This window comes from Rhodococcus marinonascens NBRC 14363 (assembly GCF_001894885.1).
Classification (GTDB): domain Bacteria; phylum Actinomycetota; class Actinomycetes; order Mycobacteriales; family Mycobacteriaceae; genus Rhodococcus_F; species Rhodococcus_F marinonascens.
Map to the genome: position 1 here is coordinate 143,883 of NZ_BCXB01000004.1, position 18,476 is coordinate 162,358.

Sequence of the window (18,476 nt, forward strand, 5' to 3'; positions counted from 1 at the left end):
CAGTCTCCCACACCCCAACAGCGAGTGTGTGACCGTTTCGTCCCACCTTACGTAACATCCGCGAGATGCGGCCCTCGGTCCCGTTACCGGGGTGCAAAGATGAGTCCGTGAGTGAAAAGAATGTGAGCCGTGAGACGGACACCCTTGCCCGCTGTGTGCGTGAGGTGGTCGAATTCGTCGACGCCGGAGAATGGGATCAACCCCCTCAGATGTTCGCGCTCGTCCCGACCGAATTGCTCGCCGCGGCCGAACCGAGCCTGCTCGACCAACTTCTCGAGGGTTCGGAATTGACCCCTGTGGCGCAGGACCCTTTTCCGGACGACATCGATGGCGGGTCACGTGCGCTCGACGAATTCCTGGCCACCACCAGCTGGCCAGAGTCCGTCGTCGGCTGCGCACTCGTTCAGGAGATCGTCGTCCTCCCACCCGAAGCAGAGTCCGATCTCGACGATGCACTCGTCCCACTGCTCTACGACCGCGACGCCGCAGACAATGCCGGGCGCGCCGCGGCCGAGTCGCATCCGGACCGCAAGTCGGGCCGGTTGATCGCAGCCGTTCTGCGCGACGGTCCGTCGCTGTGCGTGATGCAATTGCGCCCCGACGACGACGCCGACCCCTACGCCGGAATCGAACTGCTCACCTACGAGGACCTGGCTCCGAATCTCGTCAACGCGCTGTACGCCACGTTCGACGCGACCGAAGACGACTAGCTCTTCGGCGCAACGACATCTTCAGCACAGCGGTGCAGCGGCGCCCGCGTTGACTGCTTCGAGGGCGTCGATAGCTCCGTCGAGGTTCTCGACCTTCACCAACCGGAGTCCGTCGGGCGCACCCTGACGGGCCTCGTCGCAATTCTGCGCGGGAACGAGGAACGTCTCGGCACCGGCCTCGCTCGCGGCGATCAACTTGTACTTGATGCCACCGATCGGACCGACTTCGCCATCAGAGTCGATAGTGCCGGTTCCGGCAACGAACTTGCCGCCGTTGAGGTCACCCGGGCTTAGTTTGTCGATCACAGCAAGGGCGAACATCAGGCCGGCCGAAGGTCCCCCCACGTCGGCGAGATTGAAGTCGATCGTAAACGGAACGTCGGGAACCTCCTCGGGGGTTATTCCGAGATAGCCCTTGGAATTGTCGTCCGGGCGGGGCCCGAGCACCACTGGCACCGTCGTCTCGACGGCGTCCCGAGTGACAACGATCGACACCTCCGTGCTCGGGGCCACGGCCGCCACAGCTTGCTGCACGTCACCGACAGTCGAGACCGCAGCGCCGTTCACGCTGACCAACTGGTCGCCCGCTCGCAGAACGTCGGTGGAGGGGCCATCATCAACCACCTGGGAGATCCGGAGGTCCACCGGCTCACCCAGGAAATGGAGTGCGGCGAGTTCGGCACTGTCCTCCGACCGCTGGAAGTCGGCTTCGTTCTCCTGCTGGACCTCATCCTTCGATCTGTCCGGCGGATACACTTCCTCGCGAGGCACGATGCCCTGACGCCCGCTCGCCCACAGTCCGAAAGCCTCGAACACATTGAGGTCGTCGCGCACCGCGACGGTCGTCATGTTGAGATGACCAGATGTCTCGTCCACATCGGTTCCCTCGATGGCGACGACTTCCTCACCGCCCACTTCCCCGAGAGTGTTGAAGGTGGGGCCCGGCCCGAGCGCCACGTACGGCACCACGGTCACCGTGCCGAAGACCCCGAGTACCACAATCGGGCCCAGCGCAGCCAGAAGCGTCACGATCCGTCGATTCACCTGGACCAGCGTAGAGCGCGATCCCGCGGACGCTTGTGTCGGCTGTCGGCATGTTCGCCATCAGCGTGACACGGTGGACACCTGTGAATGCCTGCGCCTTGTAACGTTGGGGTATGAGCAATACGCCGTTCGGCTTCTCCAACTCCGACGATCCCGACCGAGAAAACGACACCGGGGATCAGAGTGGGTCCGACCGTGACAAGAACGCGGGCGGTCCCGGCGACTTCGGTTTCGGGGCGGGTGGGTTCCCACAAGGCGGCTTCGATCCGGCTGCTCTCGGCCAGATGCTCACCCAGTTCGGCCAGCTGCTGAGCGGGATGGGTACGTCGATGGGGTCGGGTGAGCAGAGCGGCCCGGTCAACTACGACCTCGCCAAAAAACTCGCCCGCCAGCAAATGGGTTCGGTCACACCCGTCACCCAGGGCAATTCCGAGGCCATAGCCGATGCGACTCGGCTCGCCGAACTATGGCTCGACGCCGCGACGACATTGCCCGCGGGTGCGTCGAAGACGCTCGCGTGGACGCCCAACGACTGGCTCGACAATACTCTCGACACGTGGAAGCGGCTGTGCGATCCCGTCGCGGAGAAGGTATCCGGCATGTGGGCACAGGGTCTGCCCGAAGAGGCACGGCAGATGGCCGGACCCATGCTCGGCATGATGAGCCAGATGGGCGGTCTCGCGTTCGGCTCACAACTGGGCCAGGCTCTCGGCCAGTTGTCGAAGGAGGTTCTCACCTCCACCGACATCGGACTCCCGTTGGGCCCGGCCGGCACGGGCGCCCTGCTTCCGGCCGCGGTCGGAAGGTTCAGCAAGGGCCTCGAACAGCCCGACCGGGAGATCCTCGTCTTTCTCGCTGCCCGTGAAGCCGCCTACCAGCGCCTCTATAGCCACGTCCCGTGGCTCCGCCAACGCCTCCTCGCCACGGTCGAGGAATACGCCCGCGGGATCACGATGGACTTCTCCGCCATCGAGGACATGGTCAAGGGGCTCGATCCGTCAGCACTGGGTGATCCCTCGCAGCTCGAGAACATCCTGCAGCAGGGTGCGTTCGAACCCCAGACCACGCCGGAACAGAAGCAGGCCCTCGAGCGTCTCGAGACGCTGCTCGCCCTCGTCGAGGGCTGGGTCGAGGTCGTTGTGGCTTCAGCGCTGCACGACCGGCTCCCCGGCGTCGCGGCCCTCAGCGAGACACTGCGCCGTCGGCGTGCAACCGGCGGACCGGCAGAACAGACGTTCGCGACGCTCGTCGGACTCGAATTGCGACCCCGCAAGGTACGTGAGGCGGCGCAGCTGTGGAATCGGCTTACCTCCGAATCCACCATCGATTCTCGCGACAGAGTGTGGGCCCACCCCGACCTGCTACCCGACTCGTCCGATCTCGACAATCCCGACGCATTCGTCGATCGTGTCCTCGGAGGTGGCGAGGATGGCGGCAACTTCGACAATCCGATGGCGCAACTTGAGGCCACCGAGGCTCGCGAACGTGCTGAAGAAGCCGAGCGGGGCGGCGGGAATCGGGATGACGAACCCCAGCCCTGACGCGCTGATCGACACAATCTCCTCGTAGCGAAATATCCACAGGTCGGAAAGCTTTTCGGCCTGTGGATAACTCGTCTGTGACGGCTTCTCGGTTAACCGCGGCCTGCCATCATCTGCGGGTGAGCTTCCAGAACCCACGCGCCGTTGGCGCTACCCTCGATCCTCGAATTCCCGTGCTCGTCCGTCGCGACGGCCGCGTCCAGCTCGGCTGGGATCCCGAGCACGCACTGGTTCTCGCACTGCCGCCCGGTGTTCACACCGACCAACTCCTCGCCGTCCTCCGACTACTCGACGGCAGGAACTCACGCCCTCACATCCTGTGGACCGCGGTGGGGCTCGGCATGGCTCCCACTGACGTGGCCAGACTTCTCAGCGATCTCGATCGGGCAGGACTGATCGACGTCGCCGGTCCGCCAACCGTCGCGGCAACCCCGGCGATCCGGGTGCACGGGCGCGGGCCGCTGTCGGATGCGGTGTCGCGCGCCCTGACCGACGGCGGGAATCGGGTGATGCGTTCGTACCGGTATTCGGCGGAGAGCGACGTCACGCGGTGGAACGCCGCGTGCGTCGTGCTTTCGGACGATCTAGTGGCGGAGCCCCGCCTCGTTGCGGACCTGGTCCGGAACGGGATACCTCACCTTCAGGTTCGGCTCCGCGACGGTCGCGGGGTGGTAGGCCCGCTCGTGTTGCCCGGCCACACCAGTTGTCTCCGGTGCGCCGACCTCCTCCGTGCCGGATACGACGACGACTGGCCACACCTGTCCGCTCAGCTCCTCGGGGCCGTCGGGCACGCTAGCCCTGCCGTGATCATGGCTACGGCTGCAGTCGCGCTCGGTCAGCTGGAGGCCGTGCTGTCCGCCCCTCGAAGCGCGCCGCCGAGCAGTCTTGGCGCAACCCTCGAGATCGACCTCGCGGCCCACCGACTAGTGACCCGGCACTGGCCCCGGCAGGTGAGCTGCAGCTGCACATATCTGGCACCCGCCGCAGGCGACCCCGGCCGTCTTCCGTCATGATGGTGTGGTGTCCGACATCCCTCGCAGGAGTTCTGCCCGCACCGCCAAACTCGCGAGCATTCCCTTGGGAATCGCGGGGCGTGCGGCGATGGGTCTCGGCAGGAAACTGACCGGGGGCGACAAGGACGCCATCGACGCACAGTTGAGCGCGAAGGCCGCCGAGCAACTGTTCGCCGTCCTCGGAGAACTCAAGGGCGGCGCAATGAAGCTGGGGCAGGCCCTGAGCGTGATGGAGGCCGCGATCCCAGAGGAGTTCGCCGAGCCCTATCGCGAGTCGCTGAACAAACTGCAGGCGCAGGCTCCTCCTCTGCCTGCGCGGGCCGTGCACAAGATGCTCGACCAGCAATTGGGCACGAAGTGGCGTGATCGGTTCGAATCGTTCGACGACACCCCCGCTGCATCGGCCAGTATCGGGCAGGTACACCGCGCAGTCTGGTCCGATGGCCGCGAGGTCGCAGTCAAGGTTCAATACCCCGGTGCAGACGAAGCCCTGCGAGCCGATCTCAAGACCCTCGGCCGCTTTGCCGGCCTGTTCGCATCGGCGATACCAGGGGTCGACGTTCGCCCGGTCATCGACGAATTCACCGCCCGGACCGAAGAGGAACTCGACTACCGGATAGAGGCGAACAATCAGCGCCGGTTCGCCACGGTCTACGAAGGAGATCCACAGTTCGCGATCCCGCACATCGTCGCCAGCGCCCCCAAGGTTGTGGTGAGCGAGTGGATGTCGGCCAAACCCTTGTCGGCCATCATCGCCGACGGCACGCCGGAGGAGCGCAACACCGCAGGAGCGCTGTTGGCCGAGTTCCACTTCGCCTCCCCCACCCGGGTCGGCCTGCTCCACTGCGACCCGCACCCAGGAAACTTCATGCTGCACAGCGACGGCCGCCTCGGCGTCATCGATTTCGGTGCCGCCGCGCCCTTTCCGCACGGGCTTCCACCGGTCCTGGGAGCCATGGTCCGACTGGCCCTGCACGAGCAATTCGACGAACTGACGGAGTTGCTGCACACCAACGGATTCGTCCTGCCCGGCAAAACGGTCACGGACCAGGAAATTGCAGACTACCTGCGCCCCTTGACCGATCCGATCCGATCCGAATCGTTCCATTTCACCCGCGCATGGCTGCAGAATGCCGCTGGAACCGCAACCTACTTCAACAGTCCCCAGTTCCGCACAGCTCGGGCGCTGAAACTGCCGGCCGAGTATCTGATGATCTTCCGGGTGCTCGTGGGGTCGGTCGGGATCTGCGCTCAACTGGACGCGTATGCGCCGTACATGGCCATCCTCACGCGTTGGCTCCCCGGGTTCGCCGATACTCCCGAGGACCAAGACACCCTCTGATCGCGACGAGACAGAGCGTGCGTCCGCCCGGCTCACTCGTCCGATCTGCCGGGCGGGCGCACGAATTCCCCTGCCCTGCACTGGACTCTAGGCGCAAACGAGCGTCTGAGTCTTAGGCGGGCGTCCCCGAGAACGCTTTCGAGCGATCACGGCGCCCTGATCGAAGATCTCCCCACCCCACACACCCCAAGGCTCACCTCGATCGAGCGCCGCGTCGAGGCAACGGGACCGAATCGGGCAGGGCGCGCAGAGCGCCTTGGCCTGTTCCAGGCGGGCAGGCGAGTCCGCGAACCACAGGTCCGGGTCGTCGGCCCGGCACGGGAGGTCCCCACGCAAGGACGCTATCTCAACAACTCCGCTTGTGGCGGTATAGGTTTCGGATACCCCTCGGCATGTCTCGGTAGACACGTCCTTCTCCTCTGCTCTTCATGACGATCGTTCTGTTCGGTTCGATGGAGTGGTCGCGAACCAGAGCCGAGGCTGCGAGCGGGGAAGTGCTCGAACTGCAAAGGCCACGGTCCGCGTTGCGGGTCCGTGGCCTTGAAAAGACGGTGGGAGTGTTCTATCGAGGAATTCCTCGACAACTCCGATACACGGACTCGACTGCTGCTGCGGGATGACGACTGGCCGCTGACCAGCAGATCGCCAGCACCGTTTCCGCCGCGTTCGTCCCGAACAGCGGGGAGGCAGCAGCGACTGTCATCTGATGTGCTTGATACTTCGTCATTTCACCGCCACCTCCATTTCTTCTAGATCCCATGCGAACCGCACGAGCCTCCCTCGCGCTGGAACCACACTAGGCAACTCGCCGGAACCGCACAACCCATTTTTGACCTGCGGGGACACGAACCACCTGATCCTGGCAGGTCGGTGAGTGCCAACACACGATCCGACCAGCAGTTCATATGTCATCAACGTTTATCACGCTGTGTTCGTCATGCCCCACGACCGCCTGGTCTGGGCCGAAGGACGATACGCCGGCAGACTGATCAGGCGGTCGAAACATGTTCTGTCGCTGGCAGCTCAGGTTGTCAAACATGCCGACGTCAGGACGGGATTCACGGTCCTTCCCCGAAGGCTGATGGTCTAGTTTTCAAACGCGCTCAGGGGCTCGCGTTTCCCTTGATTACAGCGAGGACCTCTTCGCCGTATTGCTCGAGTTTCTTCGCACCGATCCCAGGAATCGCAACAAGCCCTCGATCGTCCCGTGGTCTCTGCTCGGCGAGAGCTGTCAGCGTGTTGTCGGTGAAAATCACGTAGGCGGGCATCTTCAACTCCCGCGACTTCTCGAGCCGCCACGACCTGAGCGATTCGAGGAGTTCGACGTCCACGTCGGACGGGCACCCCTCACATCGTCCCAACATGGTGGGGGTGGATCCGATCAGCTGCTTTCCGCACAACCGGCACCGAGGAGGCTTCTTGTTGCTCTTGCCAGGCGCGGCGATCCGCGACGCGGGCGAGTCGTCAGGGATGAGACCGTGCAGGAACCGTGAACGACGCCGTGACTTACGGCCACCCTCGTTGCGCGAGAGCGCCCAGGACATCTGCAGGTGCTCACGCGCGCGTGTGACACCGACATACAGCAACCGGCGTTCCTCCTCGACGGCGGCATTGTCGGGCCCAGAGTTGGCGTCGCCGAGCACGTGCTGGATGGGCAGTGTGCCGTCGGTGAGACCCACGAGGAACACCGCGTCCCATTCCAGCCCCTTCGCTGCGTGCAGTGAGGCGAGCGTCACGCCCTGCACGACGGGTGGGTGGCGCGCCTCGGCTCGCAGGCTCAGCTCGCGCAACAGCGCCTGAAGGGTCAACTCGGGGTCCTGGGCCAATTGTTCCTCAGTGAGTGCGACCAGCGCGGACAGTGAGGACCAGCGCTCCCGGGCCTGCGCACCCGCAGGTTCGGTGTCGGTCAGTCCGAGCGGCACGAGCACGGCGCGGACGAGCGTCACCAGATCTGCCCCGACCGCGTCCGGCAGGTCATCTCGGCCCGCAGCCTTGCGCAGCTCCGACAGTGCCTGCCGCACCTCGGTTCGGGTGAAGAAGCCCTCGCCCCCGCGAACTTGGTACGGGATACCGAGTTTCGTCAACGCCTGCTCGTGTACCTCGGACTGGGCGTTGATCCGATAGAGGACCGCAATCTCCGCTGCCGGGGTACCCGCGGCGATGAGCCGTTTGATCTTGCCCGCCACGCCGGCGGCCTCCGCCGGCTCGTCGTCGAACTCGGCGAAACCCGGCTCCGGCCCCGGGTCGCGTTGCCCGATCAGCTGCAGTCGAGTGCCGGCGATCCTTCCCTTGGCCGCACCGATGACCCGGTTCGCCATCGACACGACCTCGGGGGTGGAGCGGTAGTCGCGCTCGAGGCGCACGACGGTGGCCTCGGGGAATCGACGCGAGAAACCCAGCAGATACTCGGGTGTGGCGCCGGTGAACGAATAGATGGTCTGGTTGGCGTCACCGACCACCGTGAGGTCGTCTCGCTCACCGAGCCAGGCGTTGAGAACACGCTGCTGAAGTGGGGTGACGTCCTGGTATTCGTCCACGACGAAGCATCGGTAGCGGTCACGAAACTCCTCGGCGACGGCCGAATGCTCTTCGAGTGCGGCCACAGTGTGAAGGAGGAGGTCGTCGAAGTCGAGGAGCATCCCGTCCTGGTTGCGAGTCTTGAGTTCTTCGTAACCCTGGTAGACCTCGGCGACCTTCGCGGCGTCTACCGGCGGTTCCCTGCGCATCCGGGCCACCGCATGCGGATAATCCTCGGAAGCGATCAGGGACGCCTTGGCCCATTCGATCTCACTCGCCAAATCACGGACGCTCTCGGTGCTGGTGGACAGGCCTGCCCGCCCGGCCGCGGAGGACACGACCGCGAACTTGCGGTCCAGCAGGCGCCAATCCGTGTTGCCGACCACCTGCGGCCAGAAGTACCTCAGCTGCCGCAGAGCGGCGGCATGGAAAGTCCGCGCCTGGACCTGAGTTCCGCCTTCGCCGATCCCCAGGCTGCGAAGCCGGCCCCTCATCTCACCGGCCGCTCGCGCCGTGAACGTCACTGCCAGCACCTGCCCCGCGGCGACGTGCCCGGTCTCCACCAGATGCGAGATACGACGGGTGATCGTCCGGGTCTTCCCTGTTCCCGCGCCCGCCAATACACAGACCGGCCCACGCGGTGCGAGCACGGCTGCGGACTGTTCAGGGTCGAGACCGGTATTCGTCACCTCTGCTGGGGCTTTGGCCGACATGCCGTCCATCATGACAGGGACAACCGACAGAGCGTGCAGCGGACGACCGCCGAGAGATGTCGCTGCAGTGGGAACATATTACGTTCCCGTGGTGTTGTAGCCGCCGTGACCGCAACTGATACTCCCGCCCTGACCATCTACTCCACCACGTGGTGCGGCTACTGCCGGCGTCTGAAGACGCAACTGGACGAGTCCGGTATCGGCTACGTGGAGATCGACATAGAGAACGATCCGGTGTCGGCTGATTTCGTCGGCAGCGTCAACGGCGGCAACCACGTCGTCCCCACCCTTAAGTTCGCCGACGGCAGCACCGCGACCAACCCTTCGCTCGCGCAGGTCAAGAAACTCCTCGACGTCTAGGACGCCCATGTTGCTCCCGCCCAGGATTCGATGATCCCCCGCGCGATGGAGATCGAGCCCGGGAGCAGTAGCGGAGCATCATCATCCGACGCCCAATCACCGAGCTCGAGCGCCGTGCGCACCTCGTCCCGGGTGAACCATCGGGCCTCGGCGATCTCGCCGTCCGTGAACGTGAACGGGACGTCGGGATCGCCGACCGCGGCGAATCCGATCATCACCGACCGCGGGAACGGCCACGGCTGGCTGCCCAGGTAGCGCACCCCGCGGACATCGATTCCCACTTCTTCCTTGATCTCTCGGACCACGCAGGCCTCGAGGGATTCACCGGCCTCGACGAACCCGGCCAGGAGCGAGTACCGCCTCGGCGGCCACGTGGACTGCCGAGCCAGCAGGACGTGGTCTCCGCCGTCGTGGACAAGGCAGATGATCGCGGGATCAGTGCGGGGGAACTCCTCGTGTCCGGTGCTCGTCGAGATCCGCGACCACCCCGACATTGTCGGTTCCGAGGCCGCGCCGTCGAGGGCGCTGAAGCCTGCGCGGTCATGCCAGTTCAGCATTGCGAGCGCACTGGTGAGCAGACCGGCATCCGCATCGTCGAGCGTTTCGCCCAACGATCGGAGATCGTCCAGTTCACCGGTGAGTGCCGGCACCCGCACCGCCCACACGTGCCGGCCCTTGCGGACGCCAAGGAAAATCGCTCCACGCTGTGGTTCGGGACCGAGTTCAGTGGCGTCCGCAAACACCAGGCCGGCATCGTCAACCCGGACCTGCCCCCGGTGATTGACCCGCAGGAGAAGCGATTCCGGCCATCCCGCACGCAAAGCGTCCGCGTCTGAACGCAGTTCCTCGGCTCGGCCGACAGCGGAGCGGGACAGGAGCGGGGTCTCGTTCAACTGGAATGCAGTCACGACGTCGACACTACTGCCGATCAGTTAGCGGCCCTACGGATATACAGCAGACGGTCGTTCTCCTCAACCGAATCGACCTCCGCCGAGCCGACCCGCACCAGTCGCCCGTCGCGGACGACACCGAGCACGATGTCGGACAAATGACGCGGAGAGCCGCCGATCTCGTCCCGTTCCACGGCGCGTTCGGCGATGGCGAACCCGGCCTCCGGCGTGAGTAGATCCTCCATCATCTCGACCACGCTGGGGGTGGTCGTGGCGATGCCCAAAAGTCGGCCCGCGGTCTCGGAGGACACGACGACCGAGTCGGCACCGGACTGCCGCAGCAAATGCGTGTTCTCCGACTCTCGGATGGCCGCGACTATCTTCGCCTTCGGTGCGATCTCGCGCGCCGTCAGAGTCACGAGCACCGCGGTGTCGTCTCGGTTGGGCGCAACGATGATGGCCGCTGCATTCTGCGCGCCCGCCAACCGCAGCACATCCGACTTGGTCGCGGATCCGTGGACTGTGACCAGCCCCTTTCCCGCAGCCAAATCGAGCACTGACTGATCCGTGTCCACCACGACAATCTCCGACGGAGGGACGTCGTCACCGAGCATCGCGTCGATCGCGGTGCGCCCCTTCGTTCCGTAACCGATCACCACGGTGTGATTGCGCACGTGCCGCCTCCAACGCTGAATTTTGAACGTCTGACGCGAGCTCTCCGTGAGTGCGGAGAGGGTCGTACCGACGAGGATTATGAGGAAGAAGATTCGAAGGGGCGTGATCAGCAGGACGTTGAGAAGTCTCGCGGACTCCGTGATGGGGATGATGTCGCCGTAGCCCGTCGTCGACAACGACACCGTCGCGTAATAGATGCAGTCGAGGAGCGACAACTCGCCGCCCTGCGAATCCTGATAGCCGTCCCGGTCTAGGTACACGATAAAGACGGCCAACCCCAACGCCGCCAGGGCATACCCCACCCGGCGATAGATCGCCCGCGCCGGACTGGTCTGCAATTCCGGAATCCGGAGAACCCCCACCAACGCGAAGTCCGGCCGGTCGGTCAAGTTGTCCGACCTGCTCAATCTCTCACGCAGCCTACCGGCCATTTCTTCGTCCCCACGTTGTATAGAACTATGTCATCGGCTGGCAGCCTATCGCCGATTCGCCCACCAATGACACGTCGACGCCCCGGTGTCGCCGATCGCACGGTCAGGGTTGGCGCCGATCGCACGGTCAGGGTTGGCGACAACCCGGCGATTCATGCAAGCTGTCGGCATGCAACAAGAAAGCCAAACACCACGACAGAGCCAGAGGCCCGCGCTGCGTCTGGCCACAATATTGCTCGGTTCCGGCACCATGCATTTCGCCAAGCCCGAGTTCTTCGACAACCTTGTCCCGACACAACTGCCGGGCGACGCCCGCACGTACACCAATGTATCGGGGGTCGCCGAACTCGCCATTGGCACCGCGCTGCTCGTGCCGCGCACCCGCAGGCTCGGCGGTGGCCTCGCCGCACTCCTGTTCGTCGCCGTGTTCCCTGCCAATATCAACATGGCTGTGGACTGGCTGAGGAGCTCCAAGACCACGAACGCACAGAAAGCCCTTGCACTGCTACGCCTTCCACTGCAGATTCCGTTGATCACCGAGTCGCTGAAGGCTCGCCGTCGCGCCTGAAGTTTGCGGTCGGTCCACCGATATTTCAGCATCTTCGGCCCCTGCCCTGCGGATGAGACGCGCCAGCGAGTCGGCGTCGGGCAGGTGGTCAGGCGCAATCGTTCGCCCGGACCGCACGTAGTGGAATGCGGCGCGAACCCGCTCGACGGGAGCGCCCATCAGTTCGGCCCAGGCCAACCGGTAGGCGGCCAGTTGCATCACGACGGCTTTCTCGTTCGCCTCGCTCGGCTCCGCGCCGGTCTTCCAGTCGATCACCGTCCAGCCGCCGTCGGGGTCGGTGAACACCGCATCGATCCGCCCGCGCAACACCGTTCCCGCCAACGACGTCTCGAACGCCACCTCGACGTCGGTCGGGTTTCGGTGCGCCCAGGACGATCGCAGGAATGCTTCCTGAAGGGTCACGAGATCCGATTCGGGGCCGGCTCCCGTGTCTGCAGCGCCGGGCAACTCGTCGAGGTCCAGCAGTCGGGTGGCTCCGAATCGGCGCTCCACCCAAGCGTGGAAGGCCGTACCCCGCCGCGCGAGCGGATTGGGTGGGTACGGCAGCGGACGCCGCAATCGCGCTGCCAGCGCGTCCGGGTCGGCCTCGAGTTCTACCAACTGACTCACCGACAACTGGCTGGGCAGCACCACCTCCGCGCGAGCATTCATGCGCGCTTGCCTCTCCTCGAGGAGTGCATCGACGTCGGCGGCCCAGTTCTCGGGGTCGCCGATCTCGCTTTCCGTGGCAGGCTCTCCGGCGCCCTTCAGAGCCTCGAGCACCAGCGACGCGCCGCGATCGACCGATTCACGCCGGAGTCCGAGCGGATCCCGCGGCCACTGCGCCGACTTGGGCTCGCTGGTGAGCGGGTTCTGTTCCTCGGGTCCGGGGGCCGGGGACCAGATGTCGACGATCCCGGTCCCCTCATGCTCCTCATTGGTCACCATGTCGCGCAGTTCCGTGAGGAAATCCGACGGCCCCTTCGGCTCGGTTCCCGATTCTGCCCAGTGATGGCCCGAAGCGAACAGCACCCGTTCGGTCCTCGTGATAGCGACGTAGAACAACCGCCGGTCCTCGTCGAGTCTCCGCGCTGCCAACGCCGCCTTGTGCGCCTTCACCGCATCCTCGAGATCCTTCCGGTCGTATAGATTCTCTAGGTCGAGAACCGGCACGCCGTCGGCCGACTCCCCCACCCGAGCACGGTCGCCGCGCAGCGAAGGCGGCAGTTCACCGATGGCACCGAGCCAGGTCCCGGAAGCAGCCCCCGACGGGAACACTCCGGCGGTGAGGTGCGGTACCGCCACGACTTCCCACTCCAGCCCCTTGGCCGAATGCACCGTGAGCACTTGGACGCGGTGCGGGTCCACTTCAACTTCTCCCGGTGCCAAGCCCTTCTCGATCGATTCGGCGGCCGAGAGGAACCCGAGGAGCCCGGTCAGTGTGGCCGCCGAACGACTCGAGTAGCCGGAGACGACGTCGGCGAATGCGTCGAGATGCTCGCGCCCCGCACTCCCGCGCCCCGACTGGCGGGTCCGAGCCTGCGCCTCGATGCCGACACCCACCACTCGCTCGACTTCGGCCACCAGTTCGGTGAGCGGCTGCCCGATCCGCTCTCGCAGAGAAGCCAATTCCCTCGCGACGGCGGCGATCCGCGCGTATCCGACCGGCGAATAGCGTTCGGCTGAACCGGGATCCGCCAGTGCGTCCGCAAGCCCGGCCTGATCGGCCTGCTCACCAGGCAGGACCTCACCGACGGCATCCGCCAAAACGGACGGATCGGTGACGGCACCGGTGGCGCCGTATCCGGTTCCGATGGCCAACTCGGACGCCCGACGCGACAGTGCCAACAGGTCGGAGGCCCCGATCTGCCATCGCGCTCCGGTCAGCATGCGCACGGCGGCACTGCCCGCCATCGGGTCGGCGACCACTCGCAGCATCGCGATCACGTCGGCCACCTCAGGCGTGTGGAGCAGTCCACCGAGTCCGACCACTTCGACGGGTAGCCCTCGGGAGCGAAGCACCTCCGCGATCGGTGCGGCATCCGCGTTGCGGCGGATCAACACTGCCGCGGTCGGCGGGTCCTCTCCCTCGCGCGCGGCGGCCGCGAACTGCTCGGCGATCCGGTCGGCCACCCACTCGCGTTCCTGTCCGACGTCGCCGGTCATCGCCAGACGGACATCGCCCTTTGTCGCACCCACTTTTTTCGCCTCGAGCTTGCCGACCGGCACGCCCCGCTCTCGCAGGGACGCCGACACCATGTTCGCGAGGGTCAGGGCCTCCGGCGGATTGCGCCAACTCGTGAGCAGTTCCAGTGTCGGCGCCGGTTTGCCGTTGGTCAGCGGGAAGTCCGTCTCGAACCGGGGAAGGTTGGCAGCCGACGCACCGCGCCAGCCGTAGATCGACTGCATGGGGTCGCCCACCGCGGTAAGTGCGAGATCGCCGTCGAGTCCGCCGCCGAACAGCGACGACAGCAACACCCGCTGTGAGTGCCCGGTGTCCTGGTACTCGTCGAGTAGCACAGCTCGGAAGCGGTGGCGTTCGGCGAGTCTGACCTCGGAGTGGTCCGAGGCCACCCTGGCCGCCAACGACATCTGGCTGCCGAAGTCCAGGGCACCCTCCCGGCGCAGAGTGTCGGCCAGACGCCGCACCAGAGGGAGCAGTTCAACCCGCCGATGCTGGGTGTCGAGGACATCGAGCAGTTCCTTGCTGGGACCGCCGCGTTGGCGCGGACCGGCGGGAAGGGCATGAATCAGCTTGTCGAGTTCGGTGTGCGCCTGTCGCAGGTCGTCCGGTTCGACGAGGTGCTCTGCCAGCTGACCCGACAGTGCCAGCACAGCTTCGGTGACGGACGCCGGATTCCGATCGGTGTCGAGATCACCGTCCCACGAGCTGACCACCCGGTGCCCGAGCTGCCACAATTCCGTCTCCGACAGCAGCGTGGCGGAGGGTTCGATGGGCAGCAGAAGACCGTGCTCGGACAGCAGTCGTCCAGCGTACGAGTGGTAGGTGCTGACCTCCGGCTCGCCGTTGAGGATCCGCGACCTGAGATCACCGCTCGGGTCGAGTCTGCGGAGCAAGTCCGAACCCGCCAACCGGGCAAGGTGCTTCCTGATCCGCTTCGTCAACTGCTGCGCTGCCTTCCGGGTGAAAGTCAGACCCAACACGGCCTCCGGATCGACGAGGCCGTTGGCCACCAGCCATACGACGCGCGCCGCCATCGTCTCCGTCTTTCCCGCGCCCGCACCCGCGACGACGAGGGTCGGGCCGAGATCCGCGGCGATGACCGCGGCTTGCTCCTCGGTCGGCGGATGCTCCTGACCCAGGCCCTCCGCCAGTTCCATCGGATCGATCCGGATGTTCATTCCGACGTCACCTGCCGTCCCTCGTCGTGCGCCGGGCAACTCGTCCGCACCGGGCAGTGCCTGCAGCCGTCGTTGACGCGGGCGAGGAACTGAGGCCCCTTGGTGGCCGCCGCGGCCGCGTGGATGACGGCGAGCCACACCTCGAGGTCCTCGTCCGACAGCGGCGCCTGCACCCGCTGGGTGGCGCCCTCCTTTTTGTTCGGCTTGGCCACGAAGACCAGGCGCGCACCGCCGGGTTTCGACGCCGGCTCCCCCTCGATCGCACCGGTCGACGCCGCCACCTGATAGGCCGCCAACTGGGCATGTCGCTGGGCTTCGTCCTTGCTGACAGGTGCGCGCGCCGTCTTGACATCGACGATCACGGGCCTGCCTTCGGCGTCGCGCTCGAGGCGGTCGATCCGTCCACGCAACCGAATCTTCGGAGCGCCCTCTTCCCGCGGTTCCAAGATGCCGTCCACCGCTACCTCGACACCGATCTCGGTGAGTTCGGACCGCGTGTTGCCGAGCCATGCCGTGAACGTGGCGAGCATGTCCCGAGTGCGGTCGAGTTCGCGCCGTGAGTACCACCGAGACCCCAGATCGATAGATTCCCAAGCATTCTCGAGTGCCTGTTCCACCTGGTCCGCTGGAATGCGTCCGGCAAGGGCCTGCACCAGCGTGTGCACCAGCGTTCCAGCGACGGCGTGAGTGTTGTCGCCGTCGGTTCCGCCGTGGCGTTCGAGCAGCCACCGCAACGGGCAGGTGTTGAGCAGTTCTACGGTGGACGGCGAGAGGGAGACGGGACCGTCCTCCTCCTTCCACAGCGCGGCGCCGGTACTCGGCTCGGCTCGGCCGTACCACTGGTCGGGATGTGCGCCGCGAACTCCGGCCTCGGCGAGACGTGCAAGTTGACGCGCTGCGCGCTGCTGCCGCGCTGGGTCGGATTCCGCAACATCGGGATCGCAGATCACGCTGCGTAGCTCAGCGACCAGTGCGGGTAACGCGAGAATCCTGGTAGCCGGACCCTCGGTCTGTACCGGCCCCTCCTCCCCGTCCGGGTTCTGGTCCCTGGCGAGCAACTCGTCGACGAAACGTGAGTGAACGAGATCGGTTTCCCCACTGGCTGATTCGACGGCCGTGACGAGTAGCGAGTGCCTGGCCCGACTGCACGCAACCAAGAACAGCCTCCGTTCCTCGGCCAGAAGTGGCGCGGTGCGCGACATCCGGTCGGCGGCGGCCTCGCTGCCGTCCGACACCCCGTTGGCGAGGTCGATCAGGGCCTCGGTGCCGAGCAGGCTCCCACGTCCGCGCAGGCTCGGCCAAAGCCCTTCCTGCACACCCGCCACCACGACGACGTCCCACTCACGACCGGCGGCCGAGTGAGCGCTCAGCACCGACACTGCCTCAGTCTGGACGACGGAGACGCTGCGTGAACTGTTCGGAATCGCCTGCCCGGTGAGATAGTCGACGAACCCCGCGAGTTGAGCACGCGGAAGACGGTCGACGTAGCCTGCCGCAGCGTCGAACAGAGCCACGACGGCATCGAGGTCACGGTCGGCCTGCGCGCCGATCGGGCCGCCGTGGGCCGACGCTGCCGACCATCGGCGTTCGAGTCCTGTGGCCTGCCACGCCGCCCACAGCACCTCCTCGATCCCGCGACCGCGGTCCAACGGCACCTTCGCCTTTCGCAGAACAGACAGCACCCGTTTCAAAGATGCCGCCTCGACGTCGGTCAGTTTGGCGATGACTCGGTGAGTGCTGCTGGTGGTGTCGCCGACGACCATGAGTCGGAGGAGTTCCGCAGAATCGCGGTCTCCGCCGGACGCGAGTTCGGCCCGCCGCAGACCTCGGCGAAGACGCCTGAGCGCCACAGGTTCTGCGCCGCCGACCGGTCCGGCGAGCAGAGCGAGCGCATCGTCGCCGGTGAATTCTTGCCCCGACAGCGCGCGCAGCACGAGCAGCAGCCCCGACACCCCGTGCTGACGGGCCAACGGCAGTTCGGATGCCGCCGTGGTGACGGGAACGCCTGCACCTAGGAGTGCGCGACGCAGCGGAGCCAGCGCACGCGGCACCGAACGGACGATCACCGCCATCTTCGACCACGGCACCCCGTCGAGAAGATGCGCGCGACGCAGGGTATCGGCGATCAGCGCGGCTTCCTTGGCAACAGTACTCAGGACTTGGACGGAGGTTTTTCCGCCCTCGCGTGACGAAGTCCAGATTCGATGCGGCGGATGGCCCGGAAGCCGAGAGGTTATCCGTGCCACCGTCGCCGCCACCTCCGTCGAACTGCGGAAGTTTTCCGGCAGCACCACCCGGCGCGGGTCCGCCTTGTCTGCCAGACCGGCGAGGAACGACGGGTCTGCGCCACGAAATCCGTAGATCGATTGGTCCGGATCGCCGGCAACGACGGTGGTGCGGGTACCGGTACCGATCAATCGGACCAGTTCGGCGGCCTGCGGATCCAGATGCTGAGCGTCGTCGACGAGTAGGTGCCGGATACGGGTTCGTTCCCTGCGTAGCAGGTCGGGATCGGTGGCGAACGCGGTGAGGGCCGCCCCGACCAATTCGGCGGCGTCGAGGGCTGGTGCCGTGGCCTCGGGCGCCTCCACACCGACGGCCCCGCGTAGCAGCATGCCGTGCTCGTACCGTGCGGCGAACTTCCCCGCCGCGACCCACTCTGGCCGCTCGTGGCGGCGACCCAGCTTGATCAGGTCTTCGGGGCCCAGGCCGCGCTCGCTCGAACGCAGCATCAGGTCGCGTAGTTCGTTGGCAAACCCACCCAATGCCAGTGCAGGGCGCAGTCGTTCGGGCCACATCTCGCCGCCGTCAGCGATGTCGCCGTGGAGCATCTCGCGCAACACGGCGTCCTGCTCGGCGCCGGTGATGAGGCGCGGAGGCGGGTTACCGTGAGCCGCCGCCTGCAATCGCAGAACCGCGAAGGCATAGGAGTGCACGGTCCGGACAAGTGGCTCCCGCGTCGCCCGTGGCCCGTGCTGTTCGTCGTGACCGATGAGCGCGGACGTAACGTGCTCGCGCACCCGTCCCGCCGCCCTCCGCGACTGCGTCAGCACCAGCACGGACTCGGGGTCTTCCCCGCCGGCGATCCGATCGACTGCGAGGTCGACGAGTAGCGACGTCTTGCCCGTTCCCGGACCGCCGAGGACTTGCCACGGATTCCAGCCCAGACCCAGCGGCGCAGTCGAGAAAACCCGCTGTGTGGACTCGTCCCAGATCCGGTTCGCCCGGTCGGGGCCGCGACGGTGCACCAGCCTTACCCGAGGACTCGACGTTTGGGTACGCGCCGCCCCGGTGCGCACCGCCGAGGTACGCGCCGCCGATTCCGTCATG

General features: G+C 66.0%; 13 protein-coding genes. 6 read left to right on the plus strand and 7 right to left on the minus strand.

What is annotated here, in order from left to right; all coding sequences use genetic code 11:
* Positions 1-65: 65 nt before the first annotated feature.
* Positions 66-710, plus strand: a complete 645-nt coding sequence (locus RM2_RS05685) for a PPA1309 family protein (protein WP_245813741.1) — start codon at positions 66-68, stop codon at positions 708-710.
* 21 nt (positions 711-731) lie between these two features.
* Here RM2_RS05685 and RM2_RS05690 read toward each other — a convergent pair whose 3' ends face one another.
* A complete protein-coding gene (locus tag RM2_RS05690) occupies positions 732-1,754 on the minus strand; it encodes a YlbL family protein (RefSeq protein WP_072687862.1) in 1,023 nt (340 codons plus the stop codon).
* Between the two features lie 113 nt (positions 1,755-1,867).
* Here RM2_RS05690 and RM2_RS05695 point away from each other — a divergent pair, with 113 nt between their 5' ends.
* The 3 genes from RM2_RS05695 to RM2_RS05705 all read left to right on the plus strand — a co-directional run bounded on the left by RM2_RS05695 (position 1,868) and on the right by RM2_RS05705 (position 5,650).
* Positions 1,868-3,295: a zinc-dependent metalloprotease gene (locus RM2_RS05695; protein WP_072687863.1), complete on the plus strand. Its 1,428-nt coding sequence runs from the start codon at positions 1,868-1,870 to the stop codon at positions 3,293-3,295.
* Between the two features lie 119 nt (positions 3,296-3,414).
* Positions 3,415-4,308 (plus strand): hypothetical protein, encoded by an 894-nt coding sequence (locus tag RM2_RS05700; protein WP_072687864.1) that lies wholly within the window; start codon positions 3,415-3,417, stop codon positions 4,306-4,308.
* A 7-nt stretch (positions 4,309-4,315) separates the two neighbouring features.
* A complete protein-coding gene (locus RM2_RS05705; protein WP_072687908.1) occupies positions 4,316-5,650 on the plus strand; it encodes an ABC1 kinase family protein in 1,335 nt (444 codons plus the stop codon).
* An 87-nt stretch (positions 5,651-5,737) separates the two neighbouring features.
* On the opposite strand, the gene RM2_RS05710 is transcribed toward RM2_RS05705, so the two are convergent.
* Together RM2_RS05710 and RM2_RS05725 are read right to left on the minus strand one after the other, a co-directional pair.
* Positions 5,738-6,058, minus strand: a complete 321-nt coding sequence (locus RM2_RS05710; RefSeq protein WP_072687865.1) for a WhiB family transcriptional regulator — start codon at positions 6,056-6,058, stop codon at positions 5,738-5,740.
* 695 nt (positions 6,059-6,753) lie between these two features.
* Complete coding sequence (locus RM2_RS05725; protein ID WP_072687867.1) at positions 6,754-8,892, minus strand: ATP-dependent DNA helicase UvrD2; 2,139 nt, start codon at positions 8,890-8,892, stop codon at positions 6,754-6,756.
* A 93-nt stretch (positions 8,893-8,985) separates the two neighbouring features.
* Between RM2_RS05725 and RM2_RS05730 the strand changes: the two genes are divergently transcribed.
* Positions 8,986-9,240 carry a mycoredoxin gene (locus RM2_RS05730; protein WP_072687868.1) on the plus strand — a complete coding sequence of 85 codons (255 nt, stop codon included), beginning with the start codon at positions 8,986-8,988 and terminating at the stop codon, positions 9,238-9,240.
* On the opposite strand, the gene nudC is transcribed toward RM2_RS05730, so the two are convergent.
* Positions 9,237-10,148, minus strand: coding sequence for an NAD(+) diphosphatase (gene nudC / locus RM2_RS05735; protein WP_072687869.1), 912 nt, complete (start codon positions 10,146-10,148; stop codon positions 9,237-9,239). The two genes, RM2_RS05730 and nudC, sit on opposite strands and share 4 nt — an antisense overlap.
* A gap of 20 nt (positions 10,149-10,168) precedes the next feature.
* Entirely contained in the window at positions 10,169-11,236 is a 1,068-nt protein-coding gene (locus RM2_RS05740; RefSeq protein ID WP_072687870.1) for a potassium channel family protein, read from the minus strand.
* Between the two features lie 169 nt (positions 11,237-11,405).
* Here RM2_RS05740 and RM2_RS05745 point away from each other — a divergent pair, with 169 nt between their 5' ends.
* The gene (locus tag RM2_RS05745) at positions 11,406-11,804 is read left to right on the plus strand and encodes a DoxX family protein (protein ID WP_072687909.1); all 399 of its coding nucleotides are present in this window, start codon (positions 11,406-11,408) and stop codon (positions 11,802-11,804) included.
* On the opposite strand, the gene RM2_RS05750 is transcribed toward RM2_RS05745, so the two are convergent.
* Together RM2_RS05750 and RM2_RS05755 are read right to left on the minus strand one after the other, a co-directional pair.
* Positions 11,742-15,146, minus strand: coding sequence for an ATP-dependent helicase (locus RM2_RS05750; protein WP_084721651.1), 3,405 nt, complete (start codon positions 15,144-15,146; stop codon positions 11,742-11,744). The genes RM2_RS05745 and RM2_RS05750 overlap by 63 nt on opposite strands.
* The gene (locus RM2_RS05755) at positions 15,143-18,475 is read right to left on the minus strand and encodes an ATP-dependent helicase (RefSeq protein ID WP_072687871.1); all 3,333 of its coding nucleotides are present in this window, start codon (positions 18,473-18,475) and stop codon (positions 15,143-15,145) included. Before RM2_RS05755 ends, RM2_RS05750 begins: the two co-directional genes overlap by 4 nt.
* Position 18,476 lies beyond the last annotated feature (1 nt).

Coding starts and splice junctions, on each gene's coding strand:
- RM2_RS05745 (WP_072687909.1), top strand. CDS start 11,406: ATGCAACAAGAAAGCCAAACACCACGACAGAGCCAGAGGCCCGCGCTG.
- RM2_RS05685 (WP_245813741.1), top strand. CDS start 66: ATGCGGCCCTCGGTCCCGTTACCGGGGTGCAAAGATGAGTCCGTGAGT.
- RM2_RS05740 (WP_072687870.1), bottom strand. CDS start 11,236: ATGGCCGGTAGGCTGCGTGAGAGATTGAGCAGGTCGGACAACTTGACC.
- RM2_RS05725 (WP_072687867.1), bottom strand. CDS start 8,892: ATGATGGACGGCATGTCGGCCAAAGCCCCAGCAGAGGTGACGAATACC.
- RM2_RS05755 (WP_072687871.1), bottom strand. CDS start 18,475: ATGACGGAATCGGCGGCGCGTACCTCGGCGGTGCGCACCGGGGCGGCG.
- RM2_RS05695 (WP_072687863.1), top strand. CDS start 1,868: ATGAGCAATACGCCGTTCGGCTTCTCCAACTCCGACGATCCCGACCGA.
- RM2_RS05750 (WP_084721651.1), bottom strand. CDS start 15,146: ATGAACATCCGGATCGATCCGATGGAACTGGCGGAGGGCCTGGGTCAG.